The 25,419-nt window shown below is 68.6% G+C and carries 31 protein-coding genes; 13 read left to right on the plus strand and 18 right to left on the minus strand.

Annotated features, from left to right (window positions below; genetic code table 11):
- Nucleotides 1-47: 47 nt before the first annotated feature.
- Complete coding sequence (locus WAE60_RS06805; RefSeq protein WP_029915429.1) at nucleotides 48-419, plus strand: hypothetical protein; 372 nt, start codon at nucleotides 48-50, stop codon at nucleotides 417-419.
- Between the two features lie 32 nt (nucleotides 420-451).
- Nucleotides 452-691, plus strand: a complete 240-nt coding sequence (locus WAE60_RS06810) for a hypothetical protein (protein ID WP_029915431.1) — start codon at nucleotides 452-454, stop codon at nucleotides 689-691.
- Here WAE60_RS06810 and WAE60_RS06815 read toward each other — a convergent pair.
- The 4 genes from WAE60_RS06815 to WAE60_RS06830 all read right to left on the minus strand — a co-directional run bounded on the left by WAE60_RS06815 (nucleotide 675) and on the right by WAE60_RS06830 (nucleotide 2,732).
- Complete coding sequence (locus WAE60_RS06815; protein WP_029915433.1) at nucleotides 675-1,094, minus strand: thioesterase family protein; 420 nt, start codon at nucleotides 1,092-1,094, stop codon at nucleotides 675-677. The two genes, WAE60_RS06810 and WAE60_RS06815, sit on opposite strands and share 17 nt — an antisense overlap.
- A gap of 79 nt (nucleotides 1,095-1,173) precedes the next feature.
- Nucleotides 1,174-1,515 carry a Grx4 family monothiol glutaredoxin gene (gene grxD / locus WAE60_RS06820; protein ID WP_029915435.1) on the minus strand — a complete coding sequence of 114 codons (342 nt, stop codon included), beginning with the start codon at nucleotides 1,513-1,515 and terminating at the stop codon, nucleotides 1,174-1,176.
- Nucleotides 1,516-1,593: 78 nt separating this feature from the next.
- Nucleotides 1,594-2,490 carry a hypothetical protein gene (locus tag WAE60_RS06825; protein WP_337685524.1) on the minus strand — a complete coding sequence of 299 codons (897 nt, stop codon included), beginning with the start codon at nucleotides 2,488-2,490 and terminating at the stop codon, nucleotides 1,594-1,596.
- Between the two features lie 5 nt (nucleotides 2,491-2,495).
- Nucleotides 2,496-2,732 carry a BolA family transcriptional regulator gene (locus tag WAE60_RS06830; protein WP_029915439.1) on the minus strand — a complete coding sequence of 79 codons (237 nt, stop codon included), beginning with the start codon at nucleotides 2,730-2,732 and terminating at the stop codon, nucleotides 2,496-2,498.
- A gap of 188 nt (nucleotides 2,733-2,920) precedes the next feature.
- Between WAE60_RS06830 and WAE60_RS06835 the strand changes: the two genes are divergently transcribed.
- Together WAE60_RS06835 and WAE60_RS06840 are read left to right on the plus strand one after the other, a co-directional pair.
- Entirely contained in the window at nucleotides 2,921-3,580 is a 660-nt protein-coding gene (locus WAE60_RS06835) for a hypothetical protein (protein WP_337685525.1), read from the plus strand.
- 6 nt (nucleotides 3,581-3,586) lie between these two features.
- The gene (locus WAE60_RS06840; protein WP_337685526.1) at nucleotides 3,587-4,528 is read left to right on the plus strand and encodes a M20/M25/M40 family metallo-hydrolase; all 942 of its coding nucleotides are present in this window, start codon (nucleotides 3,587-3,589) and stop codon (nucleotides 4,526-4,528) included.
- A 3-nt stretch (nucleotides 4,529-4,531) separates the two neighbouring features.
- On the opposite strand, the gene WAE60_RS06845 is transcribed toward WAE60_RS06840, so the two are convergent.
- On the minus strand, nucleotides 4,532-4,741 hold the full coding sequence (locus tag WAE60_RS06845) for a hypothetical protein (protein ID WP_029915444.1): 210 nt from the start codon (nucleotides 4,739-4,741) through the stop codon (nucleotides 4,532-4,534).
- Between the two features lie 160 nt (nucleotides 4,742-4,901).
- The gene (locus WAE60_RS06850; protein WP_337685527.1) at nucleotides 4,902-5,711 is read right to left on the minus strand and encodes an SDR family oxidoreductase; all 810 of its coding nucleotides are present in this window, start codon (nucleotides 5,709-5,711) and stop codon (nucleotides 4,902-4,904) included.
- Between the two features lie 124 nt (nucleotides 5,712-5,835).
- Between WAE60_RS06850 and WAE60_RS06855 the strand changes: the two genes are divergently transcribed.
- On the plus strand, nucleotides 5,836-6,333 hold the full coding sequence (locus tag WAE60_RS06855; protein ID WP_029915446.1) for a helix-turn-helix domain-containing protein: 498 nt from the start codon (nucleotides 5,836-5,838) through the stop codon (nucleotides 6,331-6,333).
- A gap of 92 nt (nucleotides 6,334-6,425) precedes the next feature.
- Here the strand turns inward: WAE60_RS06855 and WAE60_RS06860 are convergent, their stop codons facing one another.
- Nucleotides 6,426-6,797 (minus strand): hypothetical protein, encoded by a 372-nt coding sequence (locus WAE60_RS06860; protein ID WP_337685528.1) that lies wholly within the window; start codon nucleotides 6,795-6,797, stop codon nucleotides 6,426-6,428.
- Between the two features lie 92 nt (nucleotides 6,798-6,889).
- Complete coding sequence (purL, locus tag WAE60_RS06865; RefSeq protein WP_029915448.1) at nucleotides 6,890-9,106, minus strand: phosphoribosylformylglycinamidine synthase subunit PurL; 2,217 nt, start codon at nucleotides 9,104-9,106, stop codon at nucleotides 6,890-6,892.
- 67 nt (nucleotides 9,107-9,173) lie between these two features.
- Here purL and WAE60_RS06870 point away from each other — a divergent pair, with 67 nt between their 5' ends.
- The 4 genes from WAE60_RS06870 to WAE60_RS06885 all read left to right on the plus strand — a co-directional run bounded on the left by WAE60_RS06870 (nucleotide 9,174) and on the right by WAE60_RS06885 (nucleotide 10,674).
- On the plus strand, nucleotides 9,174-9,440 hold the full coding sequence (locus tag WAE60_RS06870) for a type II toxin-antitoxin system VapB family antitoxin (protein WP_029915449.1): 267 nt from the start codon (nucleotides 9,174-9,176) through the stop codon (nucleotides 9,438-9,440).
- Complete coding sequence (locus WAE60_RS06875) at nucleotides 9,437-9,832, plus strand: type II toxin-antitoxin system VapC family toxin (protein ID WP_337685529.1); 396 nt, start codon at nucleotides 9,437-9,439, stop codon at nucleotides 9,830-9,832. Before WAE60_RS06870 ends, WAE60_RS06875 begins: the two co-directional genes overlap by 4 nt.
- Nucleotides 9,829-10,425: a peptidylprolyl isomerase gene (locus WAE60_RS06880; protein ID WP_029915452.1), complete on the plus strand. Its 597-nt coding sequence runs from the start codon at nucleotides 9,829-9,831 to the stop codon at nucleotides 10,423-10,425. Before WAE60_RS06875 ends, WAE60_RS06880 begins: the two co-directional genes overlap by 4 nt.
- Nucleotides 10,426-10,509: 84 nt before the next feature.
- Nucleotides 10,510-10,674, plus strand: coding sequence for a hypothetical protein (locus tag WAE60_RS06885; protein WP_197026735.1), 165 nt, complete (start codon nucleotides 10,510-10,512; stop codon nucleotides 10,672-10,674).
- Nucleotides 10,675-10,775: 101 nt separating this feature from the next.
- Here the strand turns inward: WAE60_RS06885 and WAE60_RS06890 are convergent, their stop codons facing one another.
- The 7 genes from WAE60_RS06890 to purC all read right to left on the minus strand — a co-directional run bounded on the left by WAE60_RS06890 (nucleotide 10,776) and on the right by purC (nucleotide 17,481).
- Complete coding sequence (locus WAE60_RS06890) at nucleotides 10,776-12,692, minus strand: CocE/NonD family hydrolase (protein ID WP_337685530.1); 1,917 nt, start codon at nucleotides 12,690-12,692, stop codon at nucleotides 10,776-10,778.
- Between the two features lie 77 nt (nucleotides 12,693-12,769).
- Nucleotides 12,770-13,420, minus strand: a complete 651-nt coding sequence (locus WAE60_RS06895; protein ID WP_337685531.1) for a hypothetical protein — start codon at nucleotides 13,418-13,420, stop codon at nucleotides 12,770-12,772.
- 20 nt (nucleotides 13,421-13,440) lie between these two features.
- Nucleotides 13,441-14,103, minus strand: a complete 663-nt coding sequence (gene purQ, locus WAE60_RS06900) for a phosphoribosylformylglycinamidine synthase subunit PurQ (protein ID WP_029915458.1) — start codon at nucleotides 14,101-14,103, stop codon at nucleotides 13,441-13,443.
- Between the two features lie 50 nt (nucleotides 14,104-14,153).
- Nucleotides 14,154-15,593 (minus strand): aminotransferase class V-fold PLP-dependent enzyme, encoded by a 1,440-nt coding sequence (locus WAE60_RS06905; protein ID WP_337685532.1) that lies wholly within the window; start codon nucleotides 15,591-15,593, stop codon nucleotides 14,154-14,156.
- 102 nt (nucleotides 15,594-15,695) lie between these two features.
- The gene (locus tag WAE60_RS06910) at nucleotides 15,696-16,181 is read right to left on the minus strand and encodes a DUF3291 domain-containing protein (protein WP_337685533.1); all 486 of its coding nucleotides are present in this window, start codon (nucleotides 16,179-16,181) and stop codon (nucleotides 15,696-15,698) included.
- A gap of 152 nt (nucleotides 16,182-16,333) precedes the next feature.
- A complete protein-coding gene (purS, locus tag WAE60_RS06915; protein ID WP_029915463.1) occupies nucleotides 16,334-16,573 on the minus strand; it encodes a phosphoribosylformylglycinamidine synthase subunit PurS in 240 nt (79 codons plus the stop codon).
- A 149-nt stretch (nucleotides 16,574-16,722) separates the two neighbouring features.
- Nucleotides 16,723-17,481, minus strand: coding sequence for a phosphoribosylaminoimidazolesuccinocarboxamide synthase (purC, locus tag WAE60_RS06920; protein WP_029915465.1), 759 nt, complete (start codon nucleotides 17,479-17,481; stop codon nucleotides 16,723-16,725).
- Between the two features lie 302 nt (nucleotides 17,482-17,783).
- On the opposite strand from purC, the gene WAE60_RS06925 reads away from it, so the two are divergent.
- Complete coding sequence (locus WAE60_RS06925; protein ID WP_029915467.1) at nucleotides 17,784-18,101, plus strand: DUF1476 domain-containing protein; 318 nt, start codon at nucleotides 17,784-17,786, stop codon at nucleotides 18,099-18,101.
- Nucleotides 18,102-18,185: 84 nt separating this feature from the next.
- Here WAE60_RS06925 and WAE60_RS06930 read toward each other — a convergent pair whose 3' ends face one another.
- Entirely contained in the window at nucleotides 18,186-20,195 is a 2,010-nt protein-coding gene (locus WAE60_RS06930; RefSeq protein WP_029915469.1) for a M13 family metallopeptidase, read from the minus strand.
- A gap of 210 nt (nucleotides 20,196-20,405) precedes the next feature.
- On the opposite strand from WAE60_RS06930, the gene WAE60_RS06935 reads away from it, so the two are divergent.
- From WAE60_RS06935 to WAE60_RS06945, 3 genes are read left to right on the plus strand one after another with little or no spacing between them, the layout of a single operon-like run.
- Nucleotides 20,406-21,545, plus strand: coding sequence for a Gfo/Idh/MocA family oxidoreductase (locus tag WAE60_RS06935; protein ID WP_029915471.1), 1,140 nt, complete (start codon nucleotides 20,406-20,408; stop codon nucleotides 21,543-21,545).
- A 14-nt stretch (nucleotides 21,546-21,559) separates the two neighbouring features.
- A complete protein-coding gene (locus WAE60_RS06940) occupies nucleotides 21,560-22,912 on the plus strand; it encodes a Gfo/Idh/MocA family oxidoreductase (RefSeq protein WP_337685534.1) in 1,353 nt (450 codons plus the stop codon).
- A 10-nt stretch (nucleotides 22,913-22,922) separates the two neighbouring features.
- Nucleotides 22,923-23,363, plus strand: coding sequence for a cupin domain-containing protein (locus WAE60_RS06945; protein WP_337685535.1), 441 nt, complete (start codon nucleotides 22,923-22,925; stop codon nucleotides 23,361-23,363).
- A gap of 211 nt (nucleotides 23,364-23,574) precedes the next feature.
- On the opposite strand, the gene WAE60_RS06950 is transcribed toward WAE60_RS06945, so the two are convergent.
- Together WAE60_RS06950 and purB are read right to left on the minus strand one after the other, a co-directional pair.
- Complete coding sequence (locus WAE60_RS06950) at nucleotides 23,575-24,063, minus strand: DNA-deoxyinosine glycosylase (protein WP_337685536.1); 489 nt, start codon at nucleotides 24,061-24,063, stop codon at nucleotides 23,575-23,577.
- Nucleotides 24,064-24,071: 8 nt separating this feature from the next.
- On the minus strand, nucleotides 24,072-25,382 hold the full coding sequence (gene purB, locus WAE60_RS06955; RefSeq protein ID WP_337685539.1) for an adenylosuccinate lyase: 1,311 nt from the start codon (nucleotides 25,380-25,382) through the stop codon (nucleotides 24,072-24,074).
- Between the last annotated feature and the right edge of the window lie 37 nt (nucleotides 25,383-25,419).

Raw genomic sequence — 25,419 nt, forward strand, 5'->3', positions numbered from 1 at the left:
CCGTGGGCAAACTAGGGCCTAGTTTGCCGTTCCTGCCAAGGTTGTACATGAACCTCGACCGACGCCGACTGCTGACCGGAGGGCTGCTGCTGGTCCTGGGCGGCTGCGCGACCTCGGGCGGCGGGGTGACCCTGGTGGCCGGCAAGGGCCAGGACGCGGGCGAGCTGGAAGCGTTGAACGCCGTCGAGGCCGACGCCTCGGGGCTGACCCTGAGCGTGGCCTCCACCGGCTGCACGACGCGGGACGACTTCACCTTCTATGTCGACCGGTCCGGCGCCCAGCCGGCGGTGGCCTTCGCGCGCAAGCGGCTGGACCTGTGCCGGCGCGCGCCGACCACGGTGGACGTGCGCTTCAGCTATCAGGAACTGGGACTGGCGAGGCAGGGGCGTCTGGCCGTGCTCAATCCGGTGGCGCGTTGACGGCGGGCCGCCGGGCGCATCATCCTGCGGGCATGTTCAAGGCGATCGCGCGCGCATTCCGGAACCTGGGGGACGACATCGCGCGGGAGTCCGCCGAGTGGAAGATGCGCTGCACGGTCTGCGGCCGCGAGAAGTCGCTGCTGGCGGCGGGCGGCATCCGCTACAAGGCGGCGGGCGAGAAGCACACCTTGGGCTTCTGCTCGCGGTGCGGCGCCCTGCGGATGCTGAAGATCTACCGGCCCGCGAAGAGCCCGGTCAGCCCTTCGGCGTGAACCGCTCGACCATCCAGGGCAGCACCCGCGCGGGGCGCTTGGCGGCGATGTCGATCAGCACCCAGTCGGTGCGGCACTGGGCGCACATCTCGCCGTCCGGGCCGTCGATGCGGATGTAGCGCTCGAAGCGCGGGCCCTTCAGCTCGCCCACCCAGGTGTAGCCCGTGGCGGTCTCGTGCGGCAGCAGCTCGCGGCGGTAGTCGATCTCGTGGCGGCGGGCGACCCAGCTCCAGGGCGCGCGCTCCTCGGGCGTGGCCCAGGCGTCCCAATGGGCGATGGCCAGGTCCTGGGCCCAGGCCAGATAGACCACGTTGTTGACGTGGCCGTTGGCGTCGATGTCCGACGCCTTCGGTTCGAAGGTCAGGCTGTAGGCGTCGCCCGGCGGGACGAAGACCCGGCTCAAGCGCGCCCCCCGAAAGTGTGAGCGGTTTCGGGAGAAGGGCGTGCGTTCTTCAAAGGAAGTGAGTCCTCCGCAGGAGGGCTCACGCCTCGATGAGGCCCTGGTCGGCGAAGAGGGTCTTCAGCTCGCCCGACTGGAACATCTCGCGGACGATGTCGCTGCCGCCGACGAACTCGCCCTTGACGTAGAGCTGGGGAATGGTCGGCCAGTCGGTGAAGGTCTTGATGCCCTGGCGCAGTTCGTCGTCCTGCAGCACGTCGACGCCGACGAACGACACCCCCAGATGGTCGAGGATCTGCACGGCGATCGACGAGAACCCGCAGCGCGGTTGGTCCGGCACGCCCTTCATGAACAGGACCACGGGGTTTTCGGCCACGGTCTTGGCGATGAAGTCGAGGGCGGGGGAGGAGGCGACGTCGGTCATTAAAGGAAATCCTTGGGCGTAGGCTCTCAGCTAGGCGCCGCGACCCCTCGGGTCAAGCCTTGGCGGGGCCGCGAAGGTTCAGGCGCGACGCTTTGACCCCTCGGCGCGCTGGGCCGAGAAGCGGGCCATCTCGATCTGGGCGGCGCAGCCGGTGGGCAGGTCGCGCTCGACGATCGCGGCCAGGCCCTCCACCTCGGCGGGCGTGCCGGCGGTGACGTGGACGGTCGCCAAGGACGGTTCGGTCAGGGCGTAGGCCAGGCAGATCTGCTGGGCGTTCCAGCCGGGCGTGCTGCGCAGGAAGTCGTAGCCGCCGACGTCGGCCAGCGGGTCGGTCCTGCGCCGCCACAGCGACGGCTTGGGCAGGAAGCTGGCCTTGTGCTCCTCGCGCAGCACGTCGGGCCAGTAGTCCAGCCCGATCACCGCCATCTCGCGGGTCATGGCGGCGCGGACGCGATTGCGCTCCACCCAGCCCGAGGCCAGGTTGAACGGCGTGGCCATGGCCTCGAACTGGCCCGAGGCAACATAGGCGTCGAACTTGTCGCCGGCCCCGGCCACACCCAGCAGGCGGATCAGCCGCGCGGCGCGCAAGGCCTTCAGCTGCTCCAGGGTCTCGGCGGGGAAGGCGTTGGTGTCGGGATCGTCCAGGGTGGCCAGGTCCAGGTGGCCCAGGCCCGTACGGTCCAGGGACTGTTCGATCATGTCGTGCACGGCCTGGGCGCGCAGGGCGCGGTCGCTGGAGCCGCGCAGCCGCCAGGCGACGAACAGCAGCCGCCGCTCGACCGTCGAGAAGGCCTCGGTGGCGCCCTCGATCAGGGCCGGCGAGACGCCGTCGATCTCGAAGCTGTTGATGCCGCTTTCCAGCGCCGCGAAGATCAGCTTGCGCCAGTCGGCGCCGCGCAGGCGGGGTTGGTCCTCCAGCCTCAGCGTGATCGCCGAGACCGCCACGCCCGCGCTTCCGAAGGGGCGGTAGCGCATGGCGTCTACTCCGTGGGGGCGGCGGTTTCGAGGGCCAGGGCGTGCAGCGTCCCGCCCAGCACGTCGGCCAGGGCGCGGTTGACCATCTGGTGCTGCTTGACCCGGTTCAGGCCGCGGAAGGCCGGCGAAACGATGCGCGCCTTGTAGTGGTCGCCGTCGCCGGCGAGGTCGGTCAGGACGATCTCGGCGTCCGGGAAGGCTTCGTGCAGGCGCGCTTCGAGGTCGGGGAAGGACATGGGCACGGCGATGAACTCCGAATCTCTCGACCCTGGGTATGCCGCGTAAACCTTAAGAACGGGCATACGGCGAAAATGCCCGCCCGGAGCGGAACGTTGCTTTCCGACTTGCGTGATAACGGAATCTCACGGAATGATCACGGTGGCGTGATTATGTCGTGATATCCACGTGAAGGCGCCCCGGGGAATTCTCGATGCGATCGATTTCGATGCTGGCCGTGGCGGCGGCGATGTTCCTCGCCGGCTGCGACAACCTCGTGTTCTCCGAAACGCCTTGGTTCTCGGCCAAGGACGCGGTGGGCGCGCGAGCTGTCCGGGCCGGCTGGTGGATGGAGGATAAGCCCGATTGCCGCGTCGACCTGGCGGCGCCCAGCACGGCTTGGCCTGACTGCACGAATTTCGTGCTGGCGCCGGCCGACTGGACCGGCGTCCTGTGGGCGTCCGACGGGACAGAGCAGATGCTCGCGGGCGGTGATCCCATGATCGCGCAGTACCAGTTTCAGACGTCCCAGGACGCCGCCGCGCCGTCCCAGAACGCCTATCTCTACTTCGGCGTCGCCGCGCTGAAGCGCGATGCGGACGGGCGGGCCCTGGCCCTGCGCTATTGGCCGACCCTCTGCGGACCGCCGCGCCGTGACCGTCCCGCCGCCGTCACGCGTCACCCTTGGCCGGGGCTGCGCGTGAAGCGTGAAGGCGGCTGTGTCGCCGGCGATGTCCGTACGCTGCGCAAGGCGGTCGATCGCAGCGGCGCGCTGGAGTCCGACACGCCGACGCTGCTCTGGCTGCGCGAATGGCGTCCCGGCGACCAAGGCGAGGCGGACTGGCTTGCCGCCCAGGGAATCCGGACGCATTGAAGGGGCATGACCTTTCCCTTCCGTCACGCCCTGGGCCTCTCGGCCGCCCTCGTCGCCCTGGCCGGCCAGGCCCACGCCGCCCCCAGACCCGGCGCCCATGCCCTGGACGACGTCCGCGTCCTGTCGGCCGACGCCATGGAGGGCCGGGGCGTCGGCACGCCGGGCGGGGCCAAGGCGCGGGCCTATATCGTCAAGCGCTTCAACGAGATCGGGCTGCGGCCGCAGGGTTCGACGTTCGAGCGTCCCTTCACCATCAAGCCGAAGGTCTTCGGCAAGGACATCACCGGCGTGAACCTGGTGGCCCGGATCGAGGGCACGTCCAGTTCGGACAAGGTGCTGGTGGTCTCGGCCCACTACGACCATCTCGGGGTCCGCAAGGGGCAGGTCTATAACGGGGCCGACGACAACGCCTCGGGGATCGCCGGCCTGCTGGCCGTGGCCGAGGCGTTCAAGGCCCGGCCGCCGCGCCACACCGTGCTGATCGTCGCCTTCGACGGCGAGGAGAGCGGGCTGAAGGGCGCCAAGGCCTTCGTCGCCGAGCCGCCCGTCCCGCTGGAGAAGATCGGGCTGAACGTCAATTTCGACATGATCAGCAAGAACCCCCGCAACCAGCTCTATGTCAGCGGGGCCGGGCCCCAGCCGTATCTGAAGCCGGTGCTGGAGGGCGTGGCCAGGATCGCGCCGGTCAAGCTGTTGCTGGGCCACGACACCGACCTGCACGGCAAGGAGAACAACTGGACCCAGCAATCGGACCAGGGGCCGTTCGCCACGGCCGGCGTGCCCTGGGTCTATTTCGGCGTCGAGGACCACCCCGAATACCACCAGCCCACCGACGACTTCGCCACGGTGCCGCAGGCGTTCTTCAAGAACGCGGTGGCCACGGTGGTGACGGCGACGCGGGCGCTGGACGACGACCTGGACGGGCTGAGCAGGGCGGCGGGGCGGTAGGGCCTAGCCCGCGCTCTCGTCCACCTCTTCGGCCTCGTCGTCGTCCTCCGCCTCCAGGCCGAACACCTCGTCGATGACCTCGACGATCTCTTCCAGGTCGTCGAGCGAGACCTTCAGCTTCAGGGTCTGGTCGTCATCGCCGGTGACGGTCAGGAAGATCCCCTCGGCGGTTTCCTCGAGAATGAACTCGTCCAGGTTTGGAATGACGGCCATGTCGGTCTCCTCAGGTGGCGGACAAGCGACCGGGCGCGGCGTTCGTTCCCGGTCGTCTCTCGTCGTCACCCGATAGATAGTGTCGCGAGGCGGCAATGTCGTGACGGACGCCACGACGGTGGGCGAGATCGGGGCGACCCCGATCTCGCCGGCAGTCCGCCTAGGCCGGTTCGCCCACCTTGTAGCGGGCGGCCGAGCGGTTGCGCGACAGGTTCGGCACCAGCTTGGCCCGGGCCGCGTCGTAGGCCGCGAAATCGGCCGCGTCGGGCAGGGACGGGATGGTGATCAGTTCGCCCTGGTGGAAGCCGGCCAGGGCCGCGTCGACCAGGTCGTCCAGCTCCATCAGCATGTTCGGATCCAGCACGTCGGCGCCGCCGTGGCCCGAGCGGTCCCAGATCTCGGTGCGGGTGGCGCCGGGCAGGACGGCCTGGAGCTGGATGTTGGGGCTCAGCTGCAGGCGCAGGGTCTGGGTGAAATAGGTCACATAGGCCTTGGTCGCGCCGTAGACGGCCATCTGCAGCTCGGGGGCCAGGCCCACGACGGACGAGATGTTGACGATGGCGCCGCGGTCGCGGGCCGCGAAAGCCTTGGCGGCGGCGTGGGCCAGGCGGGTCACCGAGACGATGTTCAGCTGGATCATGCCGTCGATCCGCTCAAGGTCCTGTTCGACGAACGGGCCCGACAGGGCGACGCCGGCGTTGTTGATCAGGATGTCGATCGCGGCGTCGTCGGCCAAGCGCGACTCGACGCGGGCCAGGTCGGCCTTGTCGGTCAGGTCGGCGGTGATGATGTCGATGTTCACGCCGGTCTCGCCGCGCAGGCGGGCGGCCAGGGCGCCCAGGCGGCCGGTGTCGCGGGCCACCAGGATCAGGTCGTGGCCGGCGCGGGCCAGGCGGTCGGCATAGGCGGCGCCGATGCCCGTGGAGGCGCCGGTGATCAGGGCCGCGCCGCGGATGTCTTGCTTGCTCATCGTCTTCTTCCCGAAAGGGGTTGGTCGAGGCCCCATGGCCCGGCCGTGACGTTGAGGTGGGAAGTCACTTTCGATTTGCAAGTGACTAACTTTCGATTTCGTAGCGAGTCCCTATATTGACGTCATGACCAAGCGCGCCTTCGATCCCGGACAGTGCCCGATAGGCCGCACGCTGGAGCGTGTGGGCGACACCTGGAGCCTGATGATCCTGCGCGACGCCTTCCAGGGGCTGTCGCGGTTCGACCAGTTCGAGAAGAGCCTGGGCGTGGCGCCCAACATCTTGGCCGCGCGGCTCAAGGACCTGGTCGAGGCCGGCTTCCTGGACCGTCGGCAGTACCAGGAACGGCCGGCGCGCTTCGAATATGTGCCGACCGCGCTGGCGCGCGACTTCGCGCCGGTGATGACGGCGCTGATGGCGTTCGGCAATCGCCACTACGCGACCGAGGGCGTGGCCAGCCACCTGGTCGACGCGGTCACCGGCCTGCCGGCCGAACCGGTGCTGGTGGATCGCCGCTCGGGCAAGCCGATGGACAGCCCGGACTTCGTCTATTCGGCCGGGCCGGCGGCGGGTCCGGTGGTGCTGGAGCGGGTGGCCCAGGTGGCGCGGGCGCGTCGCGGCTAGAACCGTAGGGGACATGCCCTTGCGGCGTGTCCCCAAGTCCTGGCGCCGTGGAGGCTGGTGGGGACACGCCGCGAGGGCATGTCCCCCGATCATCAGTCGATGCAGATCGCGGCCGTCGCCTTGCCGTTCACGATCTTGGCGAAGCAGCCGAACTGGACGTTGGTCTTCTGGCACTGGCCGGTCGTGGCGCCCTGGGCCTCCAGGTTGCCTTCGGCGATGCAGGCGCCCTGGCAGTCGGCCTTGTCCGAGCAGGTCTTGCCGGCGTCGGCGTAGGGCACCACGCAAGTCGGGCGCTGCAGGCGGCCGACGGGTTGCATAGAGCCGCCGCGCGCGGCGCACGAGGCCTCGGCGCCCTCAACGGTTGGGGAGGGGGCGGCGGGGGTGGGAGCCTGGGCGGCGGGCGCGCAGGCGGCCAGCAGCGACAGGGTCAGGCTCGCCGTGGCGAGGATCGGGAACTTGCGCATGCCAAACTCCAAAGGGGATGGAGTCGCATCGCGCGACGCGACTCCTTGATTCCGGTCTGTGCGGTGCGTCTGTGTCCGCGTGATGACGCCGGTCAGGCCTGGGCCGCGCCCATGAAGCCCGGCAGCCAGGCCTCGTGGGCCGTGCGCAGGGTCTCCAGCGGGATGCTGAACAGGTCGGTCGAGGCGAAGGCGTCGCCACCCGCCACCCCGGCCAGGTTGGCGTGGACGCCGGCTTCCTTGGCCGCCGCCAGCACCGAGTCCGGATCGGGCGTGGCCACCAAGTAGCGGGCCTGGTCCTCGCCGAACAGATAGGGGTGGGCGTGGGCGTGGCTGGTGGCGTTCAGGGTGACGCCGACCTTGCTGGCCAGGGCGATGTCGGCCGCGGCGATCAGCAGGCCGCCGTCCGACAGGTCGTGCAGGCCCGCGACCAGGCCGGTCGGGATCAGGCCGCGCACGAAGTCGCCGTTCTTGCGTTCCAGGGCCAGGTCGACCGGCGGCGGGGCGCCGTCCTCGCGGCCCAGGATCTCGCGCAGATAGATCGAGGCGCCCAGCTCGCCGTGGGTCTCGCCGATCAGCACCAGCGCATCCCCCTCGGCGACATTTCCAAAGCCCATGCGCAGGTCGTAGTCGTCGATCAGGCCCACGGCGCCGACCGTCGGGGTCGGCGGAATGGCGACGCCGTTGGTCTCGTTGTAGAGGCTGACGTTGCCCGACACGACCGGGAAGTCCAGGGCGCGGCAGGCCTCGGCCATGCCGTCGGTGGCGCGCACGATCTGGCCCATGGTCTCGGGCTTTTCGGGGCTGCCGAAGTTGAGGTTGTCGGTGATGGCGATCGGGGTCGAGCCGGCGGCCGTCAGGTTGCGCCAGGCTTCGGCGACGGCCTGCTTGCCGCCCTCGTAGGGATCGTTCTGCACGTAGCGCGGGGTGACGTCGCTGGTCACGGCGATGGCCTTGCCCTTGCCGTGGATGCGCACGATGCCGGCGTCGCAGCCGGTGGCGCTGTCTTCCAGGGTGTCGGCCATCACGTGGCGGTCGTACTGCTCCCACAGCCAGCGCTTGGAGGCCATGTCGGGGCTGCCGACCACCTTCAGCACGGCGGCGTTCCAGTCGGACGGGGCGGCGATCTTGCCCGGGTCGAGGTGCGGATGCAGCGTCGGCTGGACCCAGGGGCGGTCATACAGCGGCGCGTCGTCGAACAGCGGGGCCAGCGGCACGTCGCAGACGACCTCGCCGTGGTGCTTGAGCACCAGGTGGCCGGTGTCGGTGGTGTGGCCGATGACGGCGGCGTCCAGGCCCCACTTCTCGAAGATGGCGTGGCCGTCCTTCTCGCGGCCGGGCTTCAGGACCGCCAGCATGCGCTCCTGGCTTTCCGACAGCATCATCTCGTAGGCGCTCATGCCGGTTTCGCGCTGGGGGACCATGTCCATGTCCAGCTCGATGCCGACGCCGCCCTTGCCGGCCATCTCGACCGACGACGAGGTCAGGCCCGCCGCGCCCATGTCCTGGATGGCGGCGACGGCGCCGGTGGCCATCAGTTCCAGCGTCGCCTCGATCAGCAGCTTCTCGGCGAAGGGGTCGCCGACCTGGACCGTGGGGCGCTTCTCCTCGGAGTCCTCCGAGAACTCGGCCGAGGACATGGTCGCGCCGTGGATGCCGTCGCGGCCGGTCTTGGAGCCGAAATAGACCACGGCCAGGCCCGCGCCGGGGGCGGCCGAGTAGAAGATCTTGTCGGCGTCGGCCAGGCCCACGCACATGGCGTTGACCAGGATGTTGCCGTTGTAGCCCTTGTGGAAGTTGGTCTCGCCGGCGACCGTGGGCACGCCCACGCAGTTGCCGTAGCCGGCGATGCCCGCGACGACGCCGTCGACCAGGCGCTTGGTCTTGGGATGGTCGGGCTCGCCGAAGCGCAGGGCGTTCAGCAGGGCGATCGGTCGCGCGCCCATCGTGAAGACGTCGCGCATGATGCCGCCCACGCCCGTCGCCGCGCCCTGGTAGGGCTCGATGTAGGACGGGTGGTTGTGGCTCTCCATCTTGAAGATGATGGCGTCGCCGTCGTCGATGTCGATCACGCCGGCGTTCTCGCCGGGGCCGCAGATCACGCGCGGACCGGTGATCGGGAACTTCTTCAGCTGGTTCTTGGACGACTTGTACGAGCAGTGCTCGGACCACATCACCGAGAACACCCCCAGCTCGACCAGGTTGGGCTCGCGGCCCAGGCGGTCGAGGACGACGGCGTACTCCTCCGGCTTGAGGCCAAACTCGGCGGCCGTCTCGGCCATGGACTTCGCGGGGGAGGTCGAGGTGCTCATGGGCGGGCCTTCTAGCGTGGCCCGGGGGATTCCGCTATATTCTAGAAAGGTCAAAGGTGTTTCTAGAATGGGCATCAGCATCAAGCGGGCGGAAACCGAGGCCTTGGCGCGGCAAGTCGCTGACGTGACGGGGGAAAGCCTGACCGAGGCGATCCATCAGGCCCTGGTCGAGAAGGTGGCGCGGTTGTCTGAACCCTTCGCGCTGACGGACGCCGAGGAGGCGGCCAAGCAGGCCTTCTTCGCGGAGTTGGATGCGCGCCCGGTGCTCGATCCCAGAGATTGGCGGGAGATCGAGGCCGAACTTTACGACGAGCACGGTCAGCCGATCGGATGATCATCGACACCTCCGCCCTGCTGGCCCTGGCCTTGAAGGAACCAGAGCGCGACGCGTTCTATGTCCTGATGCTGCGCGCCAAGCGCCGTCGGATGTCGGCGGCGTCCTATGTCGAGGCGGCCGAGGTCTATATGCGTCGGATAAGTCCGGAGAAGGGGATTCCCCTGCTGAATCGCGACCTCGCCCAACTGCGGATCGAGGTTGTCGCCGTGACCGCCGAGCAGGCCTACGCGGCGGCCGAGGCTCGGCGGACCTATGGGAAGGGCCGGCATGACGCCGAACTGAATTACGGCGACAGTTTCGTCTACGCCCTGGCCAAGTCCCTGGACGAACCGCTGCTGTTCAAGGGAAATGACTTCATCCACACCGATGTGAAGCGAGCCGCCCCATGATCTCCCGCCGCCATCTGCTGGCGCTCGCCGCCGCCTTGCCGCTGACCGCCGCCGGCCCCGCGCCCGTCCGGGTGCGGATGGTCACCGACCTGGGGGCGATCGTGATCGAGCTCTATCCGGACAAGGCGCCGATCACCGTGGCCAACTTCCTGGCCTATGCGGACAAGCATCTGCTGGACGGCGGCAGCTTCTACCGGACCGTCTCGCCCAAGAACGACAACAACCCGGCCACCATCAGCGTCATCCAGGGCGGGCTGAACCGCGACGACAGCCCGCTGCCGGCCATCGCCCACGAGACGACGAAGGTCACGGGGATCCTGCACACCGACGGCGTGATCTCGATGGCGCGAGCCGAGCCGGGCACGGCGGGGTCGGAGTTCTTCATCTGCCTTGGCGACAACCCGGCCCTGGATTTCGGCGGGGCGCGCAACAAGGACGGCCAGGGCTTCGCGGCGTTCGGCAAGGTGGTCGAGGGCATGGACGTGGTCCGCAAGATCCACGACGCCCCCACCGTGACCAAGGCCGACGATCCCTACATGAAGGGGCAGATCATCGAAAATCCGGTGAAGATTCAAAAGCTAAGCCGGAACTAAGGCAGCTTCGCAGAAGGAACGGGGCGAGTCCCGGGCCGTTTTCCTCACCGTGCGCGATCGGCGCGCTGTGCAAGGAGAGAGCCCATGGGTGACAACAAGACCCGCAATCCGCAACAGCAGCAGAACGACCCGCAACGACAGTCTCCGGGTCAGCAGCAACAGCAGGGCGATCGCAATCGCCAGAACGAGCAGGGCCGCAATCCGGGCGGCCAGGCCAACCAGGCCGACCAGCAGCGGCGCGACCGCTGACGAAGAATGCTCCGATGTGAAGGAGGGGGCCGGAGGCGTGAGCTTCCGGCCCCTTTTTATTCCTCCCCTCCGGGGGAGGTGGCCCAAGGGGCCGGAGGGGATTACTGCGCCACCACCGGCAGCTCGATGAAGCTGGCCGTGTCGCCCGCGTGGTAGACCCGCTGGGTGGCCTTCACATAGTCCGCCGGCTTGGCGAAGAAGATGTTGGGCACGAAGGTCTGCGGGTTGCGGTCGTACAGCGGGAACCAGCTGGACTGCACCTGGACCATGATCCGGTGGCCCGGCTGGAAGGTGTAGTTCGCGGTCGGCAGGATGAACTGGTACTTCAGCGGCGTGTTCGGCTTGATCGCCTTGGGATCGCTGAAGCTCTCGCGATAGCGGCCGCGGAAGATGTCCATGCCCACGGCCAACTGGTAGCCGCCCAACTCGGGCTGGCTGGGGACCTCGTCGGGGAAGACGTCGATCAGCTTGACCACCCAGTCGCTGTCGGTGCCGCTGGTCGAGGCCGTCAGGTTGACCTTCGGCACGCCGGCGATCTTCAGCGGCGCGGTCAGGGGCTCGGAGACGTAGCTCAGCACATCGGTGCGGTCGGCGACGCTGCGCTGGTCGGTGACCAGCCAAGGCGTCCAGCGGCTGCGGTCGCCGAACTGCATCGGGCGCGGGATGTAAGGCACCGGCTTGGCCGGGTCGGAGACGTATTCGTCATACGCCGCCGCGCCCTTGGCCGCCGCCGGGGCGGCGAAGCCCAGGCCGCCGTTCGGCTCCAGGTACAGGGCCTTGGTCCCGCCCTGAGGCCAGGACTTGTAGCGGTCCCAGTGGTTCTGGCCCGGATCGTAGATCAGCACCGGCGGGGTGTCGGCCTTGGGCGCGCCGTCCTTCAGGTACTGGTTGAAGAACGGCAGCAGCACGTCGCGGCGGAACTGCAGGGCGGTGTCGCCGTCCCACTTGAAGACGCCCAGGTTGAAGGCGTCGTAGTTGACCTGGCTGTGCCGCCAGGGGCCCAGCACCAGATAGTTCTTGTCGTTGGCCGCGTCCTTGGGCTCGACGGCGGCGTAGCTGTGCACCGCGCCCCACATGTCCTCCTGGTCCCACAGGCCCTGGATCCACATGGTCGGCACCGTCAGGGGCTGCTTGGCCATGGTCTTGTCCAGCGCCTGCTCCTGCCAGAAGGCGTCGTAGGCGGGGTGCTCGCTGACCTTCTTCCACCAGGGCAGGGCGTCCAGGCCGTGGGCCTTGGCGAAGTCGCCGGCCGAACCGGCCTTCAGGAAGGTCTGGTAGTCGTCATAGCCGCCGCGCTGGACGCTGTCGCCGGCGCCGCGCTTGGTGGTCTGGCCGCTGAAGTAGTCGAAGTTCGGCTGGCGGAAGGCGCCGTGGTGGAACCAGTCGTCGCCCATCCAGCCATCGACCATCGGGCTCATCGGCGCGGCCACCTTCAGGGCCGGGTGCGGATTGACCAGGGCCATCACCACGGTGAAGCCCTCGTACGAGCTGCCCAGCATGCCGACCTTGCCGTTGCTCTCGGGCACGTTCTTGGTCAGCCACTCGATGGTGTCGTAGGCGTCGGTCGAGTGATCGACCTCGCTGTTGTTCAGCGGCCCCTTCAGCGGGCGCGTCATCACATAGTCGCCCTCCGAGCCGTACTTGCCGCGGATGTCCTGGATGACGCGGATGTAGCCGGACTGGACGAAGACGCTGTCGCCCTCGGCCAGGGTGGCCAGCATGGACGGGCTGTCGTTGCGCGCGGTGCGCTTGGCGGCGTTGTAGGGCGTGCGGGTCAGCAGGATCGGGGCGTTCTTGGCGCCCTTGGGCACCACGATCACGGTGTAGAGCTTGGTCCCGTCGCGCATCGGCACCATGACCACGCGCTTGTCGTAGTCATAGCCGTCCTTGGGCGCGACGTACTTGCCGTCGATGTCCGGCGTCAGCGGCGGCGTCTGAGCGTGTGCGGCTGTGGTGGCGAAGGCGGTGAGGGCGGCGGCGGCCAGCAGGCCGGCGCGGAGGGTCGACGCGAGACTCATGGAAAGGCTCCCCAATGGTGCGGGCACCTTAGGAGCGGTTTTCAGCTGGCGCTATAATATAACAGCGTTTCGCGTCGCTAGCGGACGTAGACGCCGTCGAAGCTCACGGACGCGCCACCGCAGCTTCCGCTGTCGGCGACCACCATGTACCGGCCGGCGCGGCGCATATCGACGCTGCAGAAGGGCTCCGTGCCCTCGGGGTCGGCGTAGGTGGCGGCCACGCCCTTGACCTCGATGCGTCCCTTGAACGCCCCCTCATGCACGGAGGCCGGCCCTTTCCAGGTGGCTTCGCCCTCGGCCCGGAAGCCCTTCTTGTCGCGGGTGATCGTGATCTGGTTGTCGCCGAAGCGCCACGCGCCCAGCCAGTCGCCCTCGCCGGAGGGGGCGACGGCCGACTTGATCAGGTCCGACGTCTTCAGCCAGCCGACGGTGTGGCGATCGCCCTTGCCGTACCAGGCGCAGGTCCAGCCGTTCCCGACCTTGCTGGCCAGCACCTCGTCCTGGGTCACCAGATAGCTTTTCAGCTTGCAGCTCGGCGCGCCGGGACAGCCTTCGCCGTCGCCCTGGAAGTAGGTTCGTCCCCCGGTCGGCGGCGAGACGTTGTAGACGGCCACGCCGTCCTGGGCGGCGTAGGCGAAATCGCCATAGCCGCAGCGGTTGTCGGCGTGGGCGGCGCCCGCCGCCAGTGCGGTGAGGAGGAAGGTTACGCTGATCGACAAACGACGCATCGGAACCTCCCTGGCGCCCGTCAGGCGCTGGCGAATATGCTGCGGAAGAGGATCGCCCCGTCCTCCGAGCCCAGGTCCGGGTCGAACGAGCGGTCGGGGTGGGGCATCAGGCCCAGGACGTTGCCCTTGGCGTTCATGAGGCCGGCGATGTCGCGGGCCGAGCCGTTGGGATTGTCCTGGTAGCGGAACACCACCTGGCCTTCGCCCTCGATGCGGTTCAGCGTTTCCTCGTCGGCGAAGAAGTTGCCCTCGCCGTTGCCGACGGTCATGACGGCCGAGCGTTGCTCGCCGAAGCTGGCGGTGAAGCGGGTCTGGCTGTTGACCACGTCCAGGGCCACCGGCTTGCAGACGTACTTCAGCTTGGCGTTGCGCAGCAGGGCGCCGGGCAGCAGGCCGACCTCGGTCAGGATCTGGAAGCCGTTGCAGATGCCCACCACGGCCACGCCGTCGTTGGCGGCCTTGACGACCTCGCGCATCACCGGGCTCTGGGCGGCCATGGCCCCGCAGCGCAGGTAGTCGCCGTAGGAGAACCCGCCGGGCAGGACGATCAGGTCCAGGTCGTCCGGCAGGGCCGTCTCCTGGTGCCAGACCATTTCGACACGGGCTCCGGCGGAGCGCTCGATGGCGACCTTGCAGTCGCGATCGCAATTGGAACCGGGGAAGACGACGACGGCGGCTTTCATGGCGCGGGCCTGTAGCACCGTTCGCGCGGGATGTCAGCGCCGCTTCGTCCCTAAACGCTCGCCAAGCCGCGGACCTCGGCCAGCGCCAGGTCCACCTCGGCCGGGCTGTTCATGATCGAGGGCGTCAGGCGCACGTGCTGGATCGCGTAGGGCGCGGCCGAGGCGATGATCCGGCGCCGGCGCAGGCGGGCGACGGCGGAATCGGTCGACAGGCCCTGGACGTCGAACGAGACGATCCCCGCCGACATCCGCGGGTCACGGGGCGTGACCAGGCGCACGTGGGGCATCAGCGCCAGGCCCGCCTTCAGCTGTTCGGCCAGTTCGGCCGTGCGGGCCGCCACCTGGGGCTTGCCGATCTTCTCGTGGAACTCGACCGCCGCCGGGATCGCCCACAGGTGCTCGAAGGCCTTGAAGCCGCCGGGCGACATCAGCGGGCCGTCGGTGTGCTCCAGCAGCGGCGCGTTGTTGATCCAGGCGGTCCAGGCGGCGCTGTCGACATAGCTGGGCACCGAGGGGCGCAGCCGCGACCAGCCCTGGGCGTTGGCGGCGATGATCCCGGTGCCGCGCGGGCCGAACAGCCACTTGTGGCAGCCGGCCATGAAGATGTCGCAGCCGAGGCCGGCCAGGGTGGCGTCCTGGTTGCCGAAGCCGTGCACCCCGTCGACGGCCAGCACGATCCGCTCGGGCTCCTGGCGCGTGGCGTTCACCTGCGCCAGGGCGGCCGAGATGGCGGGCAGGGGCAGTTTCAGGCCGGTGCTGGAATGCACCCAGGTCAGGGCGAAGGCGCGGGTCTTGGGCGTGACCGCCGCCATCAGGCGGGCCACCATGCCGGCCTCCGACACCGTCTCGATGCTGTCGAACAGGTCGATGCGCCTGATCACCGAGCCGTTGCGCAGGGCGGCCCGGCGCAGGCTTTCGTGGGTAATGTAGTAGTCCTGGTTGGTGGTGACGATCTCGTCGCCATAGCCCAGCTTCAGGCCGCCATAGACCAGGGCCGCGCCCAGGGTGGTGCTGTCGGTCAGGGCAACCTGGTCGCCGTCGAGGCCCAGATAGCGGCCGGCGGCGGCGCGGCTGTAGGCCTGCAGGCGGCGGTTGTTGTCCTCCAGATAGGTCACCGGCCGCCAGTCCATCTCGCGGCGGAACTGGTCGATCGCCTTGCGCACCGGCAAGGGATGGGTGGCGATCAGCATGGCGCTCATGTTGACCTCGTCCGGCGTCGTCTGGAACTGGGCCTTCACGGCGGCCCAGTCGGTCCCGGCCGTCGAGACGGCGGGCGCGGCGGGCGGCGCGGGAGCCGCTCCGGCCGCCGGCCTCGGCTGGGAAACGAAGGCGTCGGGCTTGGGGTACGAGGTCGGCGGCCTGGGCGCGGCGGCCGGCGGGCTCGCCGCCGGCTTGGGATAGCCGGCGCGCGGCTGATAGGGCTGGGGCCCGTTGGGCAGGGTCTGACGCGCCAGGGCCGGCCCCGCGGCCATGGCCAGGCCGGAGCCCAAGAGGAATTCCCTACGCCCTACGCCCATCGAGACTGTCCCAGCCGGGGCCCAAGGCCCTCTAGGAACAACTCGCGAGCGGGCGAAGCGTTCAGGAGCGGCGCTTTACGCGCATTCGTCCAGCACGGGCTCCACGCTGGCCTCGTCCGGGGCCGGGAAGGGGATCTTGAAGGTGAAGGCCTCCGGCGTCGGGCCGTTGGCTTCCAGCAGGGCCAGCTTCGCCTTGGCCTCGTCGATGGTCGGGCGGTGGCTGGCCGGCACCCACCAGAGGACCATGTAGAGGTCCATGTGCTCGAACCATTCGCGGCGGCGGCGCATGAACTGGACGTGGCCGCTACGGTAGACATAGGCGCCCAGCGACGGGATGTCGGTCCAGGTCGACATGTTGATCGCGATCATCTCGTCGTCGAACGGCTGCAGGTCGGTGGCGTTGTTGCCCTCGCCCGTCAGTCGCCAGACGAAACCCGGCGAGGCCTCGGCCAGGGCGTTGATGGGGTCGAGGTTGTCGGCGAAGTCCTTGATCATCGGATGATCGATCGGCGCCCGCAGGCGGCCGATGTTGACCTGGGCCAGTTCATACTTCGCGCTCATGTCGCCTCCGCCGGTTTCACCGAACATGGTGCGGCGAAGCTGGAGGGGAAGGGGCGGTTCGGAAATCCGGGCAAAGAAAAAGCACCGCTCCGGGAGGAGGGCGCTCGAACCGGCTGGGGACATGCGCACGCGCATGTCCCCGATCGTTGCCGTCAGGCGACGTCGATGCGGTAGCTCTCGATGACCGTGTTGGCCAGCAGCTTCTCGCACATGGCCTTGACCTCGGCCTTGGCCTTCTCGGCGTCGGTCTCGGCCAGGTCGAACTCGATCGTGCGGCCGACCCGGGCGCTCGAGACGCCGGCCCAGCCCAGGCCGTGCAGGGCGGACTCGACGGCCTTGCCCTGGACGTCCAGCACGCCGGGCTTCAGGAACACATGGACAGTGGCTTTCAACTTCTTCTCCTCACCCGTGAAACGGGGGAGGGGGACCGCGAAGCGGTGGAGGGGGCGTCCCATCCACAGCAATCGGGCGGCGCGCCCCCTCCGTCACGATGCCGCGCATCGCGCCACCTCCCCCGTTGCACGGGGGAGGAGATCCCAACCTAATGCACGCCGCCTTGGATGACGGTCGGCATTTCCTTCATGATGCCGAGGCGGCGGGCCACTTCGGTGTAGCTTTCGATGACGTTGCCCAGGTCGCGGCGGAACCGGTCCTTGTCCATCTTCTCGTTGGTGGCCGAGTCCCACAGGCGGCAGCTGTCGGGGCTGATCTCGTCGGCCAGGATCACGCGGCTGAAGTCGCCTTCATAGACGCGGCCGAACTCGATCTTGAAGTCCACCAGGGTGATGCCCACGCCGCTGAACAGGCCCGACAGGTAGTCGTTCACCCGCAGGGCCATGGCCATCATGTCGTCGATCTCCTGGGTGGCGGCCCAGTTGAACGCGGTGATGTGCTCCTCGGAGACCATCGGGTCGCCCAGCTTGTCGTCCTTGTAGTAGAACTCGATGATCGAGCGCGGCAGCGGGGTGCCTTCGCTCAGGCCCAGGCGCGTGGCGATCGAGCCGGCGGCGATGTTGCGCACCACCACCTCGAGCGGGATGATCTCGACTTCCTTGATCAGCTGCTCGCGCAGGCTGAGACGGCGGATGAAGTGGTTCTGCACGCCGATCGCGTTCAGGCGAGTCATGATGTACTCGCTGATGCGGTTGTTGATCACGCCCTTGCCTTCCAGGACCGCCTTCTTCTGGGCGTTGAAGGCGGTGGCGTCGTCCTTGAAGTACTGGATGAGGGTGCCCGGCTCGGGGCCCTCGTACAGGATCTTGGCCTTGCCTTCGTAGATCTTCTTGCGGCGGGTGGTCATGGCTCTCGTCGAGGCCCTTCTGGCTGCGGGCGCGCCCTCCCGGAAAAATCCGGCCGGAATTCTCCGGAGAAACGAAAAGCGCGCGCGGCGGATAGCTGCGCGCGGCGTTCGACTCAAGGCCGCTCACGAAAAATGTCGTCCCGAAACTAGCTGAACGCAGTCCTTGGCGCAAACGGCCCTAGCCTCGGCGGCGGTATTGTGAGCGGCTTTGTGAACGGATCGGGCGCGATGCGGCGTTGCTTACGATTGCCGGGCGGCTCGCCACGGGATATGGAGCCGGCTCAGAGACTATTGGGGCTTTCATGACCACCTTCGACGAACGCGAACAGGGTTTCGAACGCAAGTTCGCGCTGGAGCAGGAACAGGAATTCAAGGCGACCGCCCGTCGCAACCGCCTGCTGGGCGAGTGGGCGGCCGAGCTGATGGGCCTGGCGACGGTCGACGACTACGCCCGCGCCGTGGTGAAGTCCGACTTCGAGCAGCCCGGCGACGAGGACGTGCTGCGCAAGGTCGCCGGCGACCTGAAGGGCTCGGGCGTCAATGTCAGCGAGGGCGAGGTCCGCCGGAAGATGGACGAGCTGCTGGCCCTGGCCCGCGGCCAGATCGCCGCCGGCGAATAGAGCTCGCCGCCGGCGAATAGGCTTTCCGGCCTTCGGATGCTGAAAGGGCCGCCCCTCGGGGCGGCCCTTTTGCGTTCCTGATCCCTACCAGACCCGCGAGCGGGCCTCGGGCGGCAGGTAGTAGGTGTCGCCGGGCTTGACCCCGAAGGCGTCGTACCAGGCGTCGACGTTGCGGGTGGGGCCCACCACGCGGAACGACGACGGCGAGTGCGGGTCGGACGCCATCTGCTGCTTGAGCGAGTCGTCGCGGGCCTTTTCCTGCCAGGACTGGGCGAAGGCCAGGAACAGGCGCTGGTCGCCCGTCAGTCCGCCGATCACCGGCGCCGGCTTGCCGCCCAGCGAGGCGTGGTAGGCGTCCAGCGCCACCTGCAGCCCGGCCAGGTCGGCGATGTTCTCGCCCATGGTCAGCTTGCCGTTGATGTGCGAGCCGGGGACCGGTTCGTAGGCGTCGTACTGCTTGCCCAGCACGTCGGCCTGGGCGTCGAAGCGCTTGGCGTCCTCCGGCGTCCACCAGTCGCGCAGCTTGCCCGTGGCGTCGATCTTGCGGCCCTGGTCGTCGAAGCCGTGGCTGATCTCGTGTCCGATCACCGCGCCGATCGCGCCGTAGTTCACCGCCGGGTCGGCGTTGGGATCGAAATAGGGCGCCTGCAGGATGCCGGCCGGGAACACGATCTTGTTCTCCAGCCCGCCGTTGTAGGCGTTCACGGTCTGCGGGGTCATGCCCCACTTGCCGTGGTCGACCGGCTTGCCCAGGTCGCTCAGCTGGTACGCCCACTCGAACTTCCGGCTGGCCGCGACGTTGCCGTAGAGGTCGTTCACGTCCAGCTTCAGGCCCGAATAGTCGCGCCACTTGTCGGGATAGCCGACCATCACCTGCATCTTGGACAGCTTGGCCAGCGCCTCGGTCTTGGTGGCCGGGCTCATCCACGGCGCCTTCTGGATGCGCGCCGCCATCGCCGTCTTCAGGTTGGCGATCAGATCGACCATCTGGGCCTTGGAGCTGGGCGGGAAGTACTTGGCGACATAGGTCTGGCCGACCACCTCGCCCAGGCTGCCGTCGACCAGTTGCACGCCGCGCTTCCAGCGGGGGCGCAGGGCCGACTGGCCGGTCAGGACCTTGATGTATTCGAAGCGGCTGTCGACGAAGCGCTTGGAGAGGTAGGGCGAGGTCTCGGCGATGACGTTGTAGGTCTGCCAGGCCTTCAGGGTCTCCAGCGGCGTCTCGTCATAGACCTTGGCGATGTCGCGCACGGCGGTCTTCTCGCCCAGCACCACCTTGGTCAGGCCCGGCATGCCGGCGGCGGCCAGGTAGGGCGACCAGGGGAAGGGCGCGTAGCCGTTCAGCTCGGCCACGGTGGTGGGGTTGTAGGTCTTGTCGATGTCGCGGCGCTCGGCGACCTCCCAGCTGACCTTGGCGATCTTGGTCTCGAAGGCCAGGACGTCGGCCGCCGACTTGGCCGGGTCCGGGTAGCCGGCCATCTTCAGGGCGCGCTCGATGAACGCCAGATAGGCCTCGCGCTGGGGCTTGAAGCCGTCGGTCAGGTAGTAGTCGCGGTCGGGCATGCCCAGGCCGGCCTGGCCGATATACAGGGTGTTGATCTCGGGGTTCTTGGCGTCCGGATAGATGTCCAGCGAGAACACCCCGCTGCCGAAACCGCCTTGGGTGTGGCCCATGGCCACGGTGAAGTCGGCCTTGGTCTTGATCGCGGCGATCTTGGCGAGGTCCGCCTTCAGCGGCTTGTCGTCGACCGCCTCGACCTTGGCCTCGTCGACGAAGCTCTTGTACAGCGCGCCGATCTGGGTCGACGGCTCGGCCGTCTCGATCAGGGTGCGCAGCTGGTCCTGCGAGCGGTTGTAGACGTCGTAGCCGACGCCGGCCGAGCCCTGGTCGGCCGGGATCTGGGTGCGGGCCGCCCAGGCGCCGTTCGCGTACTTGTCGAAGTTCGCGCCGGGCGAGACCGACTTGTCGCCGGCGGTCAGGTCGACGCCCCAGTCGCCGTACATTGGTTTAGCGGGCGGATCAGCCGCGAAGGCTGTGGCGGCGACGGCAGAGAGGGCGAACGCCGAGGCGGCGGCCAGCAGAAGGTTGCGCATGATGTGGTCCTGAACATCCCCGAAACGGCGATGCTGCCCCAGATGCCGGATGGGCGCAGATGAAAACATTGTAATGTGGGCGCGGGTCGGACGCCTGCGCCTTCAAAAGGCGTTTTCCTTTCGGCGGATTCAATGGTCTGATGACCGGCCGATCATTGGTCAGACCAAGGCGGCCAAGGCGAGGATGTCGCCGGACCTGGGAGGAACGACATGAACGATCTGGCCAGTCGGCGCGGCTTTCTGCTGGCGGCGGGACTCGCGGGGACCGTGGCGGGCCTGCCCGTCCAGGGCGCGACCCAGGAGGTCGCCGCGCCGGGCGCCGACCCGAGCGCCGCGCCCAAGCACCGCATCCGCTTCTCGGTGATCGGCCTCGATCACTATCACATCATGAGCATGACGGCGGCGGTGAAGCGGGGCGGGGGCGAGCTGGTCAGCGTCTACGCCACCGACCCCAAGCAGATCGCCGATTTCCGCAAGCAGTTCGGCGACGTGCCCCTGGCGCGCAGCGAGGACGAGATCCTGCAGGACAAGTCGATCCAGCTGGTCGCCGCCGCGCCGATCCCCGACCAGCGCGCGCCCCTCGGCCTGAGGGTCATGGCGGCGGGCAAGGACTACCTGTCGGACAAGCCGGGCATCGTCACCCTGGCGCAACTGGCCCAGGTGCGGGCGGCGGTGAAGAAGACCGGCCGCAAGTACGCGATCATGTATTCCGAACGCCTGGAGGTGCCGGCCGCGGTCAAGGCCGGCGAGCTGGTCCAGGCCGGGGCGATCGGCAAGGTGGTCCAGACGGTCAACCTGGCTCCGCACCGGATCGGGACCGGCCGGCCCGACTGGTTCTGGGACAAGGCCCGCTACGGCGGCATCCTGACCGACATCGGCTCGCACCAGGCCGATCAGTTCCTCTACTACACCGGCAGCAAGACCGCCCACGTGGTCTCCAGCCAGACCGGCAATCTCAACAACACCGCGCATCCGAAGTTCGAGGATTTCGGCGACATGACCCTGACGGGCGACGGCGGCACGGGCTATGTCCGGGTCGACTGGTTCACGCCCGACGGCCTGGGCGTCTGGGGCGACGGCCGGCTCTTCCTGCTGGGGACCGAGGGCTATATCGAGCTGCGCAAGTACGTCGATCCGACCGGCCGACCCGGCGGCGACCACCTGCTGATCGTCGACCGGAAGCAGGCGCGTTACATCGACTGCTCCAAGGTCATCCTGCCGTTCGGCCCGCAGTTCGTGGCCGACATCGTCGAGCGCACCTCGGTCGCCCAGGACCAGGACCAGGCCCTGCTGGCCGCCGAACTGGTGCTGACCGCCCAGAAGAACGCCACCCGGCCGGTCACGGCCTGAGGGGAGGGGATGCCATGAGCAAGCTTTCCCGCCGCGCCGTGCTGGGCGCCGCCGTCGCCTTCCCGACGATCGTGCCGGCCACCGTGTTCGGCCAGAACGCCCCCAGCAACCGCATCAACATCGGCGTCATCGGCGTGGGCCGCATCGCCCGCGGCCACGACATGGCCGAGACCTTCAAGTACGACCACGCCCAGATCCTGGCGGTGTGCGACGTCGACTCCAAGCGCCTGGCGCTGGGCAAGCAGCTGGTCGACGAGACCTACAGCAAGAAGTACGGCCGCCCCTGGGACAGCGCCCGGACCTTCGCCGACCACCACGAGCTGCTGGCGGCCAAGGACATCGACGCGGTGATCATCGCCACGCCCGACCACCAGCACGCGATCCTGGCCGTGCACGCGGTCAAGGCGGGCAAGGACGTCTATCTGCAGAAGCCGGCCTCGCTGACCATCGCCGAGGGACGGACCCTGGCCGACGCCGTGGCCGCCACTGGCCGCATCCTGCAGATCGGCTCGCAGCAGCGCTCGGACAAGCCGTGGCCGCAGTTCCGCCGCGCCTGCGAGCTGGTCCGCAACGGCCGCATCGGCCAGTTGAAGCACGTCGAGGTCGGCCTGCCGGGCGACCCGTCCGGCCCCGAGGCACCGGAGCAGCCGATCCCGGCCAACCTGAACTACGACGCCTGGCTGGGCTCGACGCCGGAGGCCTACTACACCGAGATGCGGGTCCATCCCCAGGGCTCGTTCGACCGGCCCGGCTGGCTGCGCTGCGAGCAGTTCGGGGCCGGCATGATCACCGGCTGGGGCGCCCACCACGTCGACACCGCCCACTGGGGCATGGACATGGAGCATTCGGGCCCGGTCGAGGTCTGGGGCTCGGCCGAGTTCCCCAAGAGCGGCCTGTGGAACGTGCACGGCAAGTTCCTGACCCACGCCCGCTACGCCAACGGCGTCACCATGGACATCTCGGGCGATTTCCCGAACGGGGTGAAGTTCATCGGGACCGAGGGTTGGATCTTCGTCGCCCGAGACGGCGCGGTCACCTCAAGCGATCCCAGCTTCGGGGCCAAGCCGACCCCGACCCTGGCCGCCAGCGATCCCAAGATCCTGGACAGCGTGATCGGACCCGACGAGATCCACCTGCGCCGCTCCGAGGAGCAGCACGGCGACTGGCTGGACTCGATCCGCAGCCGCCGGCCCCCCTCGGCCCCGGCGGAGGTCGGCCACCGCGCCTGCTCGACCTGCCTGCTGCACCACGCGGCGATGAAGAGCGGCCGGCGGCTGCGGTGGGACCCCAAGGCCGAGCGCTTCATCGGCGACGACGCCGCCAACGCCCTGCTCAGCCGCCCGCAACGCAAGCCCTACACCTTCTAGGATCCCGATCATGCTCACCAAGCGAGACCTGGCCGTCGCCCTGGGCGCGGCCGCCCTGACGGTCGCCGCCGTCGCCGTGGCCCAGGAGGCCAAGCCCGCCCTGATCGGTCCGTCGGTCTGGCGCTGGGAAGACCTCAAGCCGCACGACACGGACGTGGGAACCTACGCCCAGGTCGCGCGCGGCCCGACCGCCACGCTGGACGAGCTGGAACTGCACGTCACCACCCTGAAGCCGGGAACCAGCTCGCACCCGCCGCACACCCATCCGAACGAGGAGCTGGTGATCATCCGCGAGGGCCAGGTCGAGACCCTGTCGGGCGGCGTCTGGAAGACGGTCGGGCCGGGCGGGGTGATCTTCAACGCGTCCAACAGCCCGCATGCGCTGCGCAACGTCGGGACGACGAACGCGGTGTATCACGTGATCAACTGGAAGAGCGGGAAGGTGGGATAAGGCGGGAACCGCGCCCTAAAACCCCTCTCTCATAGAGAGAGGGAGGGTGAGAGGTTTCACCGCCAGCAGGCAAACCGAGAGCCGTTGAGCGTCCTCAAGAGCCGCCATTACCGATGCGGCCGCCGACATACCTCGTCTTCGTCAGAGCTTCGTTCGGAGAGAGTGTAACCTCTCACCCTCCCACCGCTGCGCGGTGGGCCCCTCCCTCTCTCTATGAGAGAGGGGTTTTCAAGGCGGACCACGCCTCAGCCTTTTGCTCGAAAGTCCGCGCCGCGTGCGCTGGAGAGGATGAGGGCAGGGCGATGGTCGGGACCCGCTCGCCGATCAGCCGCCCGCCCAGCTTCGCGGCCGTGCCGCCGTTGAAGGCGACGAGCCGCAGGGCCGGCAGGGTCTCGATCAGGGCGACCAGATCGTTGGCCGCCGGGTCGCGGATGGCGGCGTCCAGGCTGCCGGGGCGGCGGGCCTCGGCGATCACGTCCCACAGGCCCACGCCGTGCGACAGCAGGGCCTTGAGCCGGTCGTCATAGGGCAGCGGAACCAGGGGCGCGCCCAGCACGCCCTCCATCAGCCGCCAGAAGGCGTTCCGGGGATTGCCATAGTACTGGCGGACGGCCAGCGAAGCCTCGCCCGGCAGGCTGCCCAGGATCAGGACGCGGGTGTCCGCGTCGACGACCGCCGGGAAGCCCGCCTTGCGGGTCATGCGGCAGGTTAGCCCTGCTCGCCGAACACGCGCTTGAAGATCACGTCGACGTTCTTGGTGTGGTAGCCGTAGTCGAACAGTTCCTCGAGCTCGGCGTCCGTCAGGGCCTTGGAGACCACCGGGTCGGCCTTCAGGAAGTCGATGAACCGGCCCTCGCCGCGCCACACCTTCATGGCGTTGCCCTGGACGGCGGCGTAGGCGTCCTCGCGCGACACGTCCTTGTGGGTCAGGGCCAGCATCACGCGCTGCGAGAAGACCAGGCCGCCCAGCTTGTCCAGGTTCTTGGCCATGTTGTCGGGGTAGATGTTGAAGCGCTCGATCACGCCCGCCAGGCGGCGCAGGGCGAAGTCGAGGTGGATCGTGGCGTCCGGCCCGATGCCGCGCTCGACCGACGAGTGGCTGATGTCGCGCTCGTGCCAGAGGGCGACGTTCTCCATGGCCGGGGTCACGGCCGAGCGGACCAGGCGGGCCAGGCCCGTCAGGTTCTCGGTCAGGATCGGGTTGCGCTTGTGCGGCATGGCCGACGAGCCCTTCTGGCCCGGATCGAACGGCTCCTCGGCCTCCAGCACCTCGGTGCGCTGCAGGTGGCGGATTTCCGTGGCCAGGCGCTCGACCGACGAGGCGACCACGCCCAGGGCCGCGAAGTAGGCGGCGTGGCGGTCGCGCGGGATCACCTGGGTCGAGACCGGCTCGACGGCCAGGCCCATCTTGTCGGCCACGTGCTGTTCGACGCGCGGATCGACATTGGCGAAGGTGCCCACCGCGCCCGAGATCGCGCAGGTGGCGATCTCGAACTTGGCCATGGCCAGGCGCTCCTTGGCGCGCTGGAACTCGGCGTAGTAGCCGGCCAGCTTCAGGCCGAAGGTAATGGGTTCGGCGTGGATGCCGTGGCTGCGGCCGACGCAGACGGTCATCTTGTGTTCCAGGGCCCGGCGCTTCAGGGCGGCCAGGATCAGGTCGACGTCCTCCAGCAGCAGATCGGTGGCCTTGGAGAGTTGCACGGCGAAGCAGGTGTCCAGCACGTCGCTGCTGGTCATGCCCTGGTGCAGGAAGCGGGCCTCGGGGCCGACGATCTCGGCCACGTGGGTCAGGAAGGCGATGACGTCGTGCTTGGTGACGCGCTCGATCTCGTCGATGCGGTCGCTGTCCCAGACCGCGTCGCGGCCCTTTTCCCAGATGGTCTGCGCCGCCAGCTTGGGGATGACCCCCAGCTCGGCCATGGCGTCGGCGGCGTGGGCCTCGATCTCGAACCAGATCTTGTACTTGGTCTGGCTGGACCAGATGGCGGCGGCTTCGGGGCGGGAATAGCGGGTGATCATGGGCGGGCGTTTGGTCCCGTCCGCCGGGGGAGTCAAG

This window comes from Caulobacter sp. CCG-8, assembly GCF_037402475.1.
Taxonomy (GTDB): Bacteria; Pseudomonadota; Alphaproteobacteria; order Caulobacterales; family Caulobacteraceae; genus Caulobacter.

Bases quoted from the DNA above. Each gene is read 5' to 3' on its own strand.
- WAE60_RS06805 (WP_029915429.1), top strand. From the start codon at position 48: ATGAACCTCGACCGACGCCGACTGCTGACCGGAGGGCTGCTGCTGGTC.
- WAE60_RS06810 (WP_029915431.1), top strand. From the start codon at position 452: ATGTTCAAGGCGATCGCGCGCGCATTCCGGAACCTGGGGGACGACATC.
- grxD (WP_029915435.1), bottom strand. From the start codon at position 1,515: ATGACCGACGTCGCCTCCTCCCCCGCCCTCGACTTCATCGCCAAGACC.
- WAE60_RS06825 (WP_337685524.1), bottom strand. From the start codon at position 2,490: ATGCGCTACCGCCCCTTCGGAAGCGCGGGCGTGGCGGTCTCGGCGATC.
- WAE60_RS06835 (WP_337685525.1), top strand. From the start codon at position 2,921: ATGCGATCGATTTCGATGCTGGCCGTGGCGGCGGCGATGTTCCTCGCC.
- WAE60_RS06840 (WP_337685526.1), top strand. From the start codon at position 3,587: ATGACCTTTCCCTTCCGTCACGCCCTGGGCCTCTCGGCCGCCCTCGTC.
- WAE60_RS06845 (WP_029915444.1), bottom strand. From the start codon at position 4,741: ATGGCCGTCATTCCAAACCTGGACGAGTTCATTCTCGAGGAAACCGCC.
- WAE60_RS06850 (WP_337685527.1), bottom strand. From the start codon at position 5,711: ATGAGCAAGCAAGACATCCGCGGCGCGGCCCTGATCACCGGCGCCTCC.
- WAE60_RS06855 (WP_029915446.1), top strand. From the start codon at position 5,836: ATGACCAAGCGCGCCTTCGATCCCGGACAGTGCCCGATAGGCCGCACG.
- WAE60_RS06860 (WP_337685528.1), bottom strand. From the start codon at position 6,797: ATGCGCAAGTTCCCGATCCTCGCCACGGCGAGCCTGACCCTGTCGCTG.
- purL (WP_029915448.1), bottom strand. From the start codon at position 9,106: ATGAGCACCTCGACCTCCCCCGCGAAGTCCATGGCCGAGACGGCCGCC.
- WAE60_RS06870 (WP_029915449.1), top strand. From the start codon at position 9,174: ATGGGCATCAGCATCAAGCGGGCGGAAACCGAGGCCTTGGCGCGGCAA.
- WAE60_RS06875 (WP_337685529.1), top strand. From the start codon at position 9,437: ATGATCATCGACACCTCCGCCCTGCTGGCCCTGGCCTTGAAGGAACCA.
- WAE60_RS06880 (WP_029915452.1), top strand. From the start codon at position 9,829: ATGATCTCCCGCCGCCATCTGCTGGCGCTCGCCGCCGCCTTGCCGCTG.
- WAE60_RS06885 (WP_197026735.1), top strand. From the start codon at position 10,510: ATGGGTGACAACAAGACCCGCAATCCGCAACAGCAGCAGAACGACCCG.
- WAE60_RS06890 (WP_337685530.1), bottom strand. From the start codon at position 12,692: ATGAGTCTCGCGTCGACCCTCCGCGCCGGCCTGCTGGCCGCCGCCGCC.
- WAE60_RS06895 (WP_337685531.1), bottom strand. From the start codon at position 13,420: ATGCGTCGTTTGTCGATCAGCGTAACCTTCCTCCTCACCGCACTGGCG.
- purQ (WP_029915458.1), bottom strand. From the start codon at position 14,103: ATGAAAGCCGCCGTCGTCGTCTTCCCCGGTTCCAATTGCGATCGCGAC.
- WAE60_RS06910 (WP_337685533.1), bottom strand. From the start codon at position 16,181: ATGAGCGCGAAGTATGAACTGGCCCAGGTCAACATCGGCCGCCTGCGG.
- purC (WP_029915465.1), bottom strand. From the start codon at position 17,481: ATGACCACCCGCCGCAAGAAGATCTACGAAGGCAAGGCCAAGATCCTG.
- WAE60_RS06925 (WP_029915467.1), top strand. From the start codon at position 17,784: ATGACCACCTTCGACGAACGCGAACAGGGTTTCGAACGCAAGTTCGCG.
- WAE60_RS06930 (WP_029915469.1), bottom strand. From the start codon at position 20,195: ATGCGCAACCTTCTGCTGGCCGCCGCCTCGGCGTTCGCCCTCTCTGCC.
- WAE60_RS06935 (WP_029915471.1), top strand. From the start codon at position 20,406: ATGAACGATCTGGCCAGTCGGCGCGGCTTTCTGCTGGCGGCGGGACTC.
- WAE60_RS06940 (WP_337685534.1), top strand. From the start codon at position 21,560: ATGAGCAAGCTTTCCCGCCGCGCCGTGCTGGGCGCCGCCGTCGCCTTC.
- WAE60_RS06945 (WP_337685535.1), top strand. From the start codon at position 22,923: ATGCTCACCAAGCGAGACCTGGCCGTCGCCCTGGGCGCGGCCGCCCTG.
- WAE60_RS06950 (WP_337685536.1), bottom strand. From the start codon at position 24,063: ATGACCCGCAAGGCGGGCTTCCCGGCGGTCGTCGACGCGGACACCCGC.
- purB (WP_337685539.1), bottom strand. From the start codon at position 25,382: ATGATCACCCGCTATTCCCGCCCCGAAGCCGCCGCCATCTGGTCCAGC.